Genomic DNA, 12,584 nt, shown 5'->3' with positions numbered 1-12,584 from the left:
CGGCCGAGGCGCCGAGACTGCGGCCGCTGGCACCTGCCGCCCGCCGGTTCGTGGCTTTCGGCGTTGCCTCCGTCAGCTTGCGGCCGCCCCAGATGAACTCGAAGCCGAGGAAGCGTCCGGCCACCGCGACCACGGCCAATGTGATCGTCAGCAGCACCACGCCCAAGGCCTGCAGGAATCCCTCCGATGTCACCGAGTCTGCCTGCTGGGTGATATGCATGGCAAACATCTGGTCACCGGGGCCCCCGAGCAGGGTCGGCGTAATGAAGAAGCCGATCGCGGCGACGAAGACCAGCAGGAAGCCGGCGCCCATGCCGGGCAAGGTCAGCGGCAGCAGCACGCGCCAGAAAGCCGCAATGGGCCCGGCGCCGCTCGCGAGCGCCGCGCGGGTCAGGCTTTGGTCGAGGCGCGCCACGCTGGAATAGATCGTCAGCACCATCAACGGCAGAAGCACCGCGGTCATGCCGAGAAGCACCGTGCCGCGATTGAACAGAAGCTGCACGGGCTCGCTCAATATGCCGACCGAAACCAGCAGCTTGTTCACCGGCCCGTTGCGGCCGAGCAGGACCATCCAGGCGTAGGTCCGGATCAGGATGGCAATGAAATAGGGCAGCACGATCGCGGTCGCGATCAGGACCTGGGCGATGCCGCGACTGCGGTGAATGAGCAGCGCGGTCGGATATCCGAACAGCAGGCACAGGCCTGCGACCGTGACCGAGATCTGCATCGTGCGGACGAGCGAATCCCAATAGAGCGGTATCGCGAAGACCCGCGCGAAATACGACGACCACGACGGCCCGCTCACGCTGATACGGACGAGATCGATCAGCGGGAGGAGATAGATGAAGGCCAGGAAGGCAAGCGCGGGCAGGAGCAGCAGCGCCGGATCCTTCAACCTCCTGAAGAGATCGAGATCCGCAGGGCGGTCCGCCTGGGCGCCGATCGATGCCGAGGTCATGCAAGCACCCAGCAGTCCGCGGCGCCCCAGCTCGCGTGGAGGCGATCCCCGACGGCCGGCAGGGGCCGGTCGGCCACGTCGGTGCACCGGATCAGGAGCGGTTCTCCGCCCTCCATCTGCGCCTCGATCCGCAGGATCTCGCCGAGGAAGATCGCGGACGTGACGCTGACGGGCGTGGAATTCGCAGTCGGCTCGTTCGACACGGCGATGCGTTCCGGACGCACGAGCACGGTTGCGCGCCCGACGTCGATCGTGTCCCGGCTTTCGGCGCTGAACACGTATCCTGCACGGTTCTTCATCGTCAGCGTCGATCCGCGTTTCTGCAGAATCTCCGCCTCGACCAGATTGCTCTCGCCGACGAACGAGGCGACGAAGCGATCGGTCGGATGTCGATAGATGTCCAGCGGGCGGCCGATCTGAACGATCCTGCCGGCGTTGAGCACCGCGATGCGGTCGCTCATGGTCAGGGCTTCGCCCTGATCATGCGTGACGAACAGGATCGTGCTGCCGATGGTCTGGTGAAGGTCGCGGATCTCGATCTGGATCTGCTCGCGCAACCGCCTGTCGAGGGCGCTGAGCGGCTCGTCCATCAACACGACCTTGGGCCGCCTGACGATGGCGCGGGCGATCGCGACGCGCTGCTGCTGTCCGCCCGACATCTGGGAAGGAGACTTCGTCGCATGCTCCGTCAGGCGCATGATCTCCAGCGTTTCGGCGACGCGTCGATCCGCCGTGGCTCGGTCGACGCCCGCCATGCGAAGCGGAAACGCGACGTTCTGGCTGACCGTCATGTTCGGAAACAGGGCGTAGCTCTGGAACACCATGCCGAAGCCGCGCTTGTGCGTGGGCACGTTGTGGACCGGCTTGCCGTCGACGAGGATCTCGCCGCTGTCGAGGCTCTGGAAGCCGGCCACGAGATTGAGCAGCGTCGTCTTTCCGCTGCCGGAGGGGCCAAGAAGCGTGATGAATTCGCCGGGCTCGATGTCGATGCTGATCCGGTCGACGGCATGAAAGCTGCCGTAGGTCTTCACCGCGTCGCGGACGGCGATGCTCGATCCGATCGCGTCGCGTTCCCGGAGGCGGCCGGTCGGCAATGTCCGACCGTTCGCATCGCCGGAGCGCATCGTGCGCTGAGCCGCGGGCTCACCCATTCTTTCCTCCCAACGTGTTCTATATTGTAGAACGATATTCCAATTATTGTTGGCGTAGCGCGCCGTCTTGTCAAGTCGAGCTGACCGTTCGCGGCGCAATGGCGCGCCGCCCGCGACCGGCCGCGCAATCGGGAGCCCTGCAAATACAGGCTTCGCAGCGAAGCCAGATTGACAGCGTCGTCGAAATCCGCCTAACATAAATTTGGAATTACGTTCTACAATATAGAACACGGTAGGGGGGATGATGGTGTTGAGCGAGCCTCGTGTGATGGCGAAGCACATCGAGCCGGGCATGCGCGTGGCGCTGCCGGTCGACTATGCCGGCGTCTCCATGGCCATGACGCAGCCGATCATCGAGCGTGGCGCGGGCGATCTCGATCTGGTCTGCGTGCCAACCGGCGGATTGCAGGTCGACCAGCTTGTCGGCGCGGGTCTGGTCCGCTCGGTGGAGACCAGCGCCGTCTCGCTGGGTGAGGCGGGTGGAGCGCCCCGGTTCAACGCTGCGGTCAAGGAAGGCGCCGTTCGATTGAAGGACGCGACCTGTCCAGCCATCCATGCCGGATTGATGGCGGCGCAGAAGGGCAGTCCCTTCATGCCGCTCCGGGGGCTGATCGGAACGGACCTGCTCCGCCATCGCGACGATTGGCGCGTCGTCGACAATCCGCTGGCGGACGGAGGCGATCCGATCGTGCTGATTCCGGCCATCAAGCCCGACGTCACGATCTTCCACGTGCCCATGGCAGATCGCTTCGGCAATGTCTGGATCGGACGGCGACGCGAGCTTGCCGCGATGGCTTACGCCTCGCACATCGTTCTGGTCACGGTGGAACGGGTCGTCGAGGAAAATCTGCTCGCCGACGAGATGAGCGCCGCCGGCGTGCTGCCGGCGCTCTACGTCACGGCGGTCGCGCGCGCTCCGAAGGGGGCGTGGCCCTACGGTCTGTGGGGTGAATACCCGGCCGACAGCGCGGAGATCGCGCGCTACGCGAAGGCCGCGCGAACGGCCGACGGCTTCTCGGCCTATATGGCCCGAGCGCAGATGGAGCCCGCGTGATGGCCGAGGTCCTCCCTCGCGAAGTGCTGATCTGCACGATCGCGCGGCTGCTCGACGGCGTCAGGCATGTCGCGGTCGGAGCCTCGTCTCCCATTCCCGCCGCCGGCGCGATGCTGCTGCGTGCAATGAAGCAAGCGGGCGGCGCGGTCGGCCCACGCATCTCCATCCTCGGTTCTGTCGAGCACAATTTCTTCACCAACGGTTCGGCGGAATTGTTCGATTGCGCGGGCCAGGGCCGGATCGATGCGTTCTTCCTCGGCGGCGGCCAGATCGACGGCGCGGGCAACGTGAACCTCGTCGGGGCCGGGGAGTATCCGCGCTCGAGCGTGCGCTGGCCCGGCTCGTTCGGGTCGGCTTATCTCTACTTCGTCGTGCCGCGAGTCATCCTCTTCCGCGAGGAGCATACCCCGCGCGTCTTCGTCGAGAAGGTGGATTTTATCAGCGCTCCGGGCGTCAGTCCTGAGGGAGTCTTCCGGAGCGGCGGTCCCATTGCTCTCTTGACCGGCAAGGGCCTCTTCCGCTTCGACAAGACGCGGCCGGGGTTCGAGCTGGAGAGCGTCCATCCCGGGCACGATCTTGCGGAGATCAAGGAGGCGACCGGCTTTCGGTTCGCCCATGATGCCGAGCCGCGGCACACTGCGCTGCCCGATCGATCGACGCTCGACTTGCTCCGCGGCCGCGTCTTCGACGAGCTCGCCGAGACCTATCCGGAATTCGCCGCGCAGATGCGGCGCGATCTCGTGGCGGTCGACGCATGAGCAGGATCAAGCGGGTCCCGCATTGCAGTCATTGGGGTGCGTACACGATCCTGGTCGAGGATGACCGCATCGTCGGCGTGGAGCCTTTCGAGCACGATCCCGCGCCGTCCCCGATCATCCATTCCATTGCCGAATGGGCCAACCCGCAGCGCCGCGTGCTGCGGCCGATGGTTCGTTCCGGCTGGCTGGACAAGCGCGAGAAAAGCGATCGCCGTGGACGCGGCCGGGAGAAATTCGTGCCGGTGAGCTGGGACGAGGCGACGACGCTGGTCGCCGACGAAGTGCGCCGCGTCGCCGGCACGTTCGGCAACGCCTCGATCTTTGCGGGGTCTTATGGCTGGACCAATTCCGGCCGCCTGCATCATGCGTCTTCGCTTCTGAAGCGCATGCTCAATCTCGTTGGCGGCTTCACCAGGCACGTCGACACCTATTCCATCGCGGCGGGTCCCGTGATCCTGCGCCACTCGCTCGGCAGCGACGACGCATGCGGCGGCCGCGCCAATACGCTCGACACGATCGCGCAGCACACCGGGACGCTGGTGGTGTTCGGTGCCCTCTCGCCGCGAACCGCGCAAAACGAGGCCGGAGGAATTGGCAGCCACCGGCTTGAAACCTATCTCAGGAAAATCGTCGAGCGCGGCGTCAAGGTCATTCACGTCTCGCCCCTGAAGGACGATCTGCCCGACTGGGTCGATGCCGAATGGTGGCCGATCCGGCCGAACACGGACGCTGCGCTGATGCTCGGCCTTGCCGGCGAGATCGTGAAGGCGGGCCGGCACGATACCGATTTCCTCGCGCGCTGCACCAGCGGCGCGGATCGCCTGCTTGGCTATCTGGAAGGCAAGACGGATAGCGTGCGCAAGGAGGCTGTGTGGGCCGCGGGCATCTGCGGCCTCGATGCGGACAGGATCGCGGAGCTGGCAAGGCGCCTGGTCGACACGCGCAGCATGCTGACCGTGAGCTGGAGCCTGCAGCGCGCCCATCACGGCGAACAGCCGTTCTGGGCGGCGCTCGGGCTTGCATCGGTCGTCGGCCAGATCGGATTGCCGGGCGGCGGCGTCGGCTACGGCTACGCTTCCCTGGGGGGCGTAGGAGCCCCGCTCAACCTGGGCAGGTCTCCAGCTATCTCACAACTGACCAGGCCGATCGACAGCTTTATCCCGGTGGCGCGGATCAGCGACATGCTGCTCAATCCCGGCAGGCCATTCAGCTATGAAGGCGAGATTCGCACCTATCCGGATACGAGGCTGGTCTATTGGGCGGGCGGCAATCCCTATCACCATCATCAGGATCTCAATCGCCTGTCGGAAGCCTGGACGAGGCCCGAGACGATCATCGTGCAGGACCCGATGTTCACGGCGACAGCCCAGCGGGCCGACATCGTGCTGCCCGCAACCACGTCGATCGAGCGCAACGATATTGCCGGCAACAGGCGTTCCGACTTCATCCTGGCGATGAAGAAGGCGATCGAGCCGCTGGGCGAATCCCGTTCCGACTTCGCGATCTTCGACGCGATTGCAGGCAAGCTCGGAGTGGCCGATCGCTTCAACGAAGGCCGCGACGAGATAGGCTGGATCCGGCATCTCTACGAAGCCTGCCGCGGCGACGCCTCGGAGCGCTTCGGCTTCGCGATGCCGGATTTCGATGCGTTCTGGGAAGCCGGCTATGCCCGCTGCCCGGTCAAGGCAGAGCACACCTTCCTGGCCGACTTTCGCAACGAGCCGGAGGCGCATGCGCTCAGGACCGAAAGCGGAAAGATCGTGCTCGGCAGCGAGAGGCTGGCCAGGCTGGACTATGCCGATTGCCGCTCGCATCCCGCGTGGATCGAGCCGGCTGAATGGCTCGGCAACGCCGCCGACGCCGGCCAGATGCACCTCATCTCGCACCAGCCGGCTGGCCGCCTTCACAGCCAGCTCGAAACCGGGGCATCGAGCCGGGCCATGAAGCGCAATGGCCGTGAGCAGGCTCGCCTTCATCCCGACGACGCGGCAGCTCTCGGCATCGCCGACGGCCAGACGATCCGCATCTGGAACGGCCGCGGGGAATGCCTTGCGACCGCGGAGGTCACCGGCAAGGTCCGCCAAGGCGTGCTGGTGCTCCCGACCGGCGCCTGGTTCACGCCGACAGGCAATAGCGGCCTCGAGGTCGCCGGCAATCCGAACGTGCTCACGCTCGATATCGGCACGTCTCAATTCGGCCAGGGCTGTTCGGCTCACACCTGCCTGGTGCGGGTCGAGCCGCACGCCGCCGATCGGCGCGATGCGTTCGAGGCCTATCAGGAAACGCTTGTCGCGCTCGCGGCAGTCTAACAGGAGCTTGGAACATGTCTGCGCCCGCCATCAGCCGCTTTCCCGTCCCCGACATCGCAAAGCTCCCTACGGATATCCGCTCGCGCATCGAGGCGGTTCAGGAGAAGTCCGGCTTCGTCCCCAACGTCTTCCTGACCCTCGCGCATCGTCCTGACGAATTCCGGGCGTTCTTCGCCTATCACGACGCGCTGATGGACAAGCCCGGCCCGATCACCAAGGCCGAGCGTGAGATGATCGTGGTGGCGACCAGCAGCGCCAATCAATGCCAGTATTGCGTCGTCGCGCACGGCGCCATCCTGCGCGTGCGGGCGAAGAATCCGCTGATCGCGGACCAGGTCGCGGTCAATTACCGCAAGGCCGACATCACCGTCCGGCAGAGGGCGATGCTCGATTTCGCGATGAAGGTCTCGGCGCGCGCCTATGAGGTGGACGATTCCGACATCCAGGATCTCAAGGGACACGGATTCACGGAGGAGGACGTCTGGGACATCGCGGCCATCGCTGCATTCTTCGGCATGTCGAACCGCCTCGCCAACGTCACCAGCATGCGTCCGAACCACGAGTTCTACGCGATGGGACGCTGAACGCCTCGGACGAAGACTGCAATGGTATCGCTTGTCATCGACAGTCGCTTCCGCGGACCGCCGCACTCCGGCAACGGGGGCTATGTATGCGGACGTCTCGCAAGGCACGTCGCCGGAGGTGCCGAGGTGACGTTGCGCGCACCGCCACCGCTGGAGCGGGCGCTCGACATCCTGACGGGGGCCGACGGCGGGATCGAGTTGCGCGAGAACGACAGGCTGCTCGCGACGGCGCGTGTAACGGGCATCGATGTGCCGGACGTTCCCAAAGTGAGCTACGAAGCCGCGGAAGAGGCGGTCGGCAGAACACCTTACGACGAGCAGACCCACAACCTTCCGACTTGCTTCGTCTGCGGCCCCGCCCGCGCCCATGGCGACGGTCTCCGGATCTTCGCAGGTCCGCTGCAGGCGGGGTCGTTCCCGGGCAGGCCTGTCGTGTTCGCGGCGTCCTGGGTACCTCATGGCAGCCTGTCCGGCGAGGACGGCCATGTCGCGCCCGAATTCGTCTGGGCCGCTCTCGATTGCCCGACCGGTTATTGCAGCGTCGGCGCCCGTCACCTGGGATTGAACGGTGACGAAACCGCCCTGCTCGGACGCATGGCGGCGCGGATCGATCGCCGGCCCCGCCCCGGCGATCGTTGTGTGGTGGCGGCCTGGCCGACCGGCCGGGAGGGTCGCAAGCTCTTTGCCGAGAGCGCCTTGCTGAGTTCGGAGCAGGAGGTCCTGGCGGTCGCGCGAACGACGTGGCTGCTGGTCGACCGGCAGGTTCAGCTCGGAGCAATCGCATGAACGAGAATGGGAGCAGCGCATGACCAGCCGCGAAGCGGAGCTCGAGCTTCGTCAGTCCATCATCGACGCGTGTCGCGAGATGGCGGCGCAAGGCATCAACCAGGGAACGTCCGGAAACATCAGCGTCCGAACCGACGGCGGCATCCTGCTCACGCCGTCCGGTCTTCCATACGACCGCATGAAGCCCGAGGACATCGTGGCGATGAAGTGGGACGGCTCATGGACCGCGTCGGCCGGCAACGTTCCGTCGACGGAATGGCGCTTTCACCTCGACATCCTGAAATCGAAGCCGGAGGTCGGCGCCGTCGTTCACGCGCATCCGATCTTCTGCACCATCATCGCGATCATGAATCGCTCGATCCCGGCGATCCACTACATGATCGCCGCGGCCGGCGGCAACGACATCCCTTGCGCGCCGTACGCGCAATACGGCACGGCCGAACTGTCGCAGGCGGCCTTGGACGCGCTTCGCTATCGCCGCGCCTGCCTGCTCGCACATCATGGGCTGATCGCCATCGGTCCCAACCTGCGCAAGGCCATGTGGCTCGCGGTGGAGGTCGAGGTGCTCGCCAAGCAGTATCACGGCTGTCTTCAACTTGGCTCTCCTCCGCTGCTGCCGGACGAGGAAATCGACAGCATCCTGAAGCGATGGGGGCAGTACGGCCTGCGCGATAGTGACGGCGTGCCGAAGATTCCCCAGCGTTCGAGCTAGATCACGATCGAAACCACTGTCTGCGAGAAATCATGGCTAACTCTCACGACGTCAGCGTCTGCGGCACTTATATTCTGGACATTCTGGGGGTCCCGGTGACCGAGATCCCGCCCGGTGGCGGCCGCCTGCTGATCGAGGAAATTCGGCTCGCGGTGGCGGGCACCGCCGGCGGAACGGTTGTTCCTTGCGCGCGTCTCGGTCTGAAGGCGCTCGCGGTCGGCGCCGTCGGCTCCGACGAGAAGGCGGACTGGATGCTGAACGCGCTGGAGCGCGAAGGCATCGACATCTCTCTCATGGAACGGATGGCCGGCAGTCCGACCTCGGCCACGATCCTGCCGATCCGGCCCGACGGCTCGCGTCCGGTCATGCACGCACGGGGCGCGTCCGCCCGCTGGCGGATCGCGCCCGAAACGCAAACCGCCGCCTGCCGGAGCAAGATTCTGCATCTCGGCGGGGTTGGCTCCCTGCTTGCGATGGACGGAGCGCCTTCCGTTGCATTGCTGCAGGACGCGAAGGCCGCTGGTTGCACGACGACGCTCGATCTCATCCAGGCGCGGCGTGAAACGCTGGCGCTGGTCGAGCCGTTGCTGCCCTATGTCGACTTCTTCATGCCGAGCATCGACGAGACCAGCGCCATGGTCGGAACCGACGATCCCGCCGCGTGCGCGCGGTTCTTCATCGACAAGGGAGCGGGGGCCTGCGCCATTTCTCTCGGTGCCGACGGATCGTTTGTGATGACGCGCGACGGACGTCAGTTCACGGTGCCGGCATTCGAGGTCGCGGTCCGCGATACCTCGGGATGCGGCGATTCCTACACGGGCGGCTTCATCGCCGGTCTCGCCCGCGACTGGGACCTGCTCGACTGCGCGAAGCTTGCGACCGCGACGGCCGCGATCGTCGCGACGGGTCTGGGTTCAGGCGCCAATCTCGTATCGTTCGAGGAGACCGTGAAGGCCATGAACACGCTCCCGGTCCGCAAGTCTGCTCGCGCCTGACCTTTTCATGCCATCACAAGAATTCATCCGAACAACAGGGGAGAACGCAACATGGCCCGACATGCGATCGTGACGGGAGCAAGCCGCGGAATCGGCCGTGCGATAGCCGTTGGCCTTGCAAGGCGCGGATACGATCTCGTGCTGACCGACATCGCAGCCCAGGAGAAGGCCCTCCTCGAGACCGTTGCAGAGGTCAGCAAGCTCGGCCGCCGCTGCATTCCGGTGCTGGGCGACGTCAGCGACATCGGTGATTGCAGGCGGGCGGTGGCCGAGGCCGTGCAGGGTCTCGGCCACATCGATGTCCTCGTCAACAATGCGGGGATACTCAGGCTGGCGACCATCGACGAACTGACGACCGATACGTGGGATCAGACTTTCGCCGTCAACACCCGCGGCGTCTTCCAGATGACCCAGGCCGTGGTGGCGCATATGAAGGAGCGCAAGTACGGACGGATCGTCAACATCGCCTCGCTCGCCGCCCGAACGGGCGGTCCGGGACAGTCCCACTACGCGGCATCGAAGTCAGCCGTGGTCGGATTCACCCGCGTCTCGTCCATGGAGTTCGGAGGCCACGGCATCACCGTCAATGCCGTATGTCCGGGGATCATCGTGACGGAGATGGGCATGAACAATCTCCGCGATCCGGAGCGGGTTGCCTATTTCGAGAAGGTCACGGACCTGCATCGTCTCGGCCAACCGGAGGATGTCGTCGGTCCGGTCGCGTTCTTTGCGTCGGACGATTCCGCGTTCGTAACCGGCCAGGCCCTCAATGTGGACGGGGGGATATTCTACAGTTAGGCCGATGCCGGTCCGTCTGCCGCCGCGCCAGTTCGGCGAGTCCAACGACAGGCTTGCCGAAATGGTCGCGGAGGCTCCGCAAAGACATGCGTCGCCTACGCATTTGTGGCAGATCCTACCTTCGCGCCACCAGCACCCCGACCAGGAAAGCCACCATCAGCGACGGCAGCGGTGCCTCGCGCACCATGCCGCGAACGATGTCCGGCCAATGTTGCTCCGACGCCGGTCTCGGCGACCGCACGTTCGGCGCCGGCTCGATGCCCCAGCTCGATGCGAGCTCGGCGATCTCGCTTTGCGCCAGGCGCACATCATCACGGACGCGGAACACGGCCGCCTCCCATCGCTCGCGCGGCGCGAGCCGCATCAGCGTCTCGACGGCGGTGCGCAGCGTCATCTCGCCGTAGCCTTGCAGCCGCACCGACTCCTCGGGGTCGGACGTCATGCCAAATCCCTCACAGCGCCAGCTTCTTCACAACGCAAAATGGCGCGAGATGGGCTCGCGTCAGGTGCCTGCTCATGATCTTGCTCCATGCTCTGCATGGAAATTGCGGCGGCGGAACTTGGTTCCTCGCGCCGGGTGCGAATCGGCGGGCGCCGGCTATTTCCGCAGCAATTCGCTCAACGTCGCCGTCGCCTCGGCGCAGCGGAGGTCGTCGATCTCGCGCGACAGGTTGAGCGCGCACGCTCTCAGCTCTTCCAGCTTCCAGCTGTCCGGATGCTGATGTTCGAGCTGACCGAGACGCTTGTTCAGATCGTCCAACCTCGATTGGAGCTGCCCGATGCTGGCCGCCCCATTCACTTTCCAAACGCGTTGTGCACGCATCGTCGTTCCCCTGAGAGTCTCACGGCGTTGTGAGAGCGGTTCGTGGCCGGAATGGGAGTTTGTTTTGTCCGGCTTCAGATCGCGGGGAACCGTTGCAGATTGGCAACGAAGTTCCCGGAGTTTCCGGCGCGCGCGCCTGGCGCCGCACGATGATACCCGTAGGCACGGATCTTGATTGTGGCATCAGGACGAAGGGTCGGGGTGGCCTGTGCGTGCGGTGCATCGCTGGATAGGCTCAGGCCCGACGCACTCGGAAAAGCGAAGGAATGACGCGTGGCGAGATTTGTGACGATTGCAGCCGGCCAGCTCGGCCCGATCGCGAGGAGCGAGACCAGGACCGCGGTGATGGCGCGGCTGATGAAATTGATGCGCCAGGCCCGGGCTTGCGGCTGCGACCTGATCGTCTACCCGGAGCTGGCGCTGACCACGTTCTTTCCACGCTGGTATTTCGAGCAGCAGGCCGAGATCGACAGCTTCTTCGAGCGCGAGATGCCGGGCCCTGAAACGCAGGCCCTGTTCGAGCTCGCGCGCGAGCTCGGGATCGGCTTTTGCCTCGGCTATGCCGAGCTGACCGCCGAGGCCGGAATTGTCAGGCGCTACAACACCTCCATCCTCGTCGACAAGAGCGGCACGATCGTCCTGAAGTATCGCAAGGTCCATCTGCCCGGGCATGCCGAGCACGAGCCGTGGCGCGAGTTTCAGCACCTGGAGAAGCGCTACTTCGAGCCGGGCAGCGGCTTCGGCGTCGTCGATGCCTTCGGCGGCGTGATGGGCATGGCGATCTGCAACGATCGCCGCTGGAGCGAGACCTATCGCGTGATGGGCCTCCAGGGCGTCGAGATGGTGATGATCGGCTACAACACGCCAGTGCACAATCCGCCCGCGCCCGAGCACGACGATCTCTCGCTGTTTCACAATCATCTGGTGATGCAGGCCGGCGCCTACCAGAACGGCACCTTCGTGGTCGGCGTCGCCAAAGCCGGAGTCGAGGAAGGCGTCGACCATATCGGCGGCAGCTGCATCATCGCGCCCTCCGGCGAGATCGTCGCGGCCTGCACGACCAAGGGCGACGAGATCGCGCTGGCACGCTGCGATCTCGACCTCTGCAACTCCTACAAGCGCACCACCTTCAATTTCGACGTTCATCGCCAGCCACATGCGTATGGAATGATCGTGGAGCGGAAGGGCGCTACGACGATGGCGGATGGGACGCCGGTGTCCTCGAAGGGGTGACACTCTCCCTCCCGTCATTCCGGGGCGATGCGCAGCATCGAGCCCGGAATCCCTCGGGCTGCAAGACATGCTGTGAGATGGATTCTCAGATGCGCAATTGCGCGTCATGGCTCGTGATATCGTCGCGCTCCGGGATGACGCGGCTGTTTCGCTCGTCGTCAACCCCTTCCTGCGAAAATATTCCGCTTTACCGAAATTCGGAAATGACATATGTGTCGCCCATCCCGGCTCATCCTCGAGGGGCGATCATGTGGTCGTCATTTTCGCGAGCCGGGCTTGCGGTGGACGCGGCAGCGTCGTGCACGAGATGTCAGGGGCAGGGCGGATTGCTCTCCGTGAGCCCGTGGCATCGTGCGGACGAGCGGCGCTGTCAGGTTCGTCTCGCCTGTAAGTTTCCGGCTCCGTCGACGGGGCCGGGAAAAC

Annotated in this window: 13 protein-coding genes; 9 read left to right on the top strand and 4 right to left on the bottom strand. The window is 65.2% G+C overall.

Annotated features, from left to right (window positions below):
• Together IC50_RS36475 and IC50_RS36470 are read right to left on the bottom strand one after the other, a co-directional pair.
• On the bottom strand, positions 1-958 hold a 958-nt coding region (locus IC50_RS36475), incomplete at its 3' end, for an ABC transporter permease (RefSeq protein ID WP_193374186.1).
• Positions 955-2,109 carry an ABC transporter ATP-binding protein gene (locus IC50_RS36470; RefSeq protein WP_035716400.1) on the bottom strand — a complete coding sequence of 385 codons (1,155 nt, stop codon included), beginning with the start codon at positions 2,107-2,109 and terminating at the stop codon, positions 955-957. The genes IC50_RS36470 and IC50_RS36475, both read right to left, overlap by 4 nt.
• Positions 2,110-2,353: 244 nt before the next feature.
• Between IC50_RS36470 and IC50_RS36465 the strand changes: the two genes are divergently transcribed.
• Genes IC50_RS36465 through IC50_RS36430 form a run of 8 tightly spaced genes read left to right on the top strand, consistent with a single transcriptional unit; the run spans position 2,354 to position 10,105 of the window.
• Positions 2,354-3,163 (top strand): CoA transferase subunit A, encoded by an 810-nt coding sequence (locus IC50_RS36465; protein WP_081492596.1) that lies wholly within the window; start codon positions 2,354-2,356, stop codon positions 3,161-3,163.
• A complete protein-coding gene (locus IC50_RS36460) occupies positions 3,163-3,921 on the top strand; it encodes a CoA transferase (protein WP_035716387.1) in 759 nt (252 codons plus the stop codon). Before IC50_RS36465 ends, IC50_RS36460 begins: the two co-directional genes overlap by 1 nt.
• Positions 3,918-6,230, top strand: coding sequence for a molybdopterin-dependent oxidoreductase (locus tag IC50_RS36455; protein ID WP_035716385.1), 2,313 nt, complete (start codon positions 3,918-3,920; stop codon positions 6,228-6,230). The genes IC50_RS36460 and IC50_RS36455 overlap by 4 nt, the downstream gene beginning before the upstream one ends.
• Before the next feature lie 14 nt (positions 6,231-6,244).
• Positions 6,245-6,814: a peroxidase-related enzyme gene (locus IC50_RS36450; protein ID WP_035716382.1), complete on the top strand. Its 570-nt coding sequence runs from the start codon at positions 6,245-6,247 to the stop codon at positions 6,812-6,814.
• A gap of 21 nt (positions 6,815-6,835) precedes the next feature.
• Positions 6,836-7,600 carry a hypothetical protein gene (locus IC50_RS36445; RefSeq protein WP_035716381.1) on the top strand — a complete coding sequence of 255 codons (765 nt, stop codon included), beginning with the start codon at positions 6,836-6,838 and terminating at the stop codon, positions 7,598-7,600.
• A 19-nt stretch (positions 7,601-7,619) separates the two neighbouring features.
• Positions 7,620-8,312 (top strand): L-fuculose-phosphate aldolase, encoded by a 693-nt coding sequence (locus IC50_RS36440; protein WP_035716378.1) that lies wholly within the window; start codon positions 7,620-7,622, stop codon positions 8,310-8,312.
• 32 nt (positions 8,313-8,344) lie between these two features.
• Positions 8,345-9,307, top strand: a complete 963-nt coding sequence (locus IC50_RS36435) for a carbohydrate kinase family protein (protein ID WP_035716377.1) — start codon at positions 8,345-8,347, stop codon at positions 9,305-9,307.
• 51 nt (positions 9,308-9,358) lie between these two features.
• Positions 9,359-10,105, top strand: coding sequence for an SDR family NAD(P)-dependent oxidoreductase (locus IC50_RS36430; protein ID WP_035716375.1), 747 nt, complete (start codon positions 9,359-9,361; stop codon positions 10,103-10,105).
• Positions 10,106-10,220: 115 nt separating this feature from the next.
• On the opposite strand, the gene IC50_RS36425 is transcribed toward IC50_RS36430, so the two are convergent.
• Together IC50_RS36425 and IC50_RS36420 are read right to left on the bottom strand one after the other, a co-directional pair.
• Entirely contained in the window at positions 10,221-10,547 is a 327-nt protein-coding gene (locus IC50_RS36425) for a hypothetical protein (RefSeq protein ID WP_035716373.1), read from the bottom strand.
• Positions 10,548-10,703: 156 nt separating this feature from the next.
• Positions 10,704-10,928 carry a hypothetical protein gene (locus IC50_RS36420; RefSeq protein WP_035716371.1) on the bottom strand — a complete coding sequence of 75 codons (225 nt, stop codon included), beginning with the start codon at positions 10,926-10,928 and terminating at the stop codon, positions 10,704-10,706.
• A 273-nt stretch (positions 10,929-11,201) separates the two neighbouring features.
• Between IC50_RS36420 and IC50_RS36415 the strand changes: the two genes are divergently transcribed.
• The gene (locus IC50_RS36415) at positions 11,202-12,161 is read left to right on the top strand and encodes an N-carbamoyl-D-amino-acid hydrolase (RefSeq protein ID WP_035716369.1); all 960 of its coding nucleotides are present in this window, start codon (positions 11,202-11,204) and stop codon (positions 12,159-12,161) included.
• Positions 12,162-12,584: the final 423 nt, after the last annotated feature.

It is taken from the genome of Bradyrhizobium genomosp. I (2014), from assembly GCF_000261685.1.
GTDB lineage: Bacteria > Pseudomonadota > Alphaproteobacteria > Rhizobiales > Xanthobacteraceae > Bradyrhizobium.
This window is presented reverse-complemented; position numbering and strand designations above follow the sequence as displayed.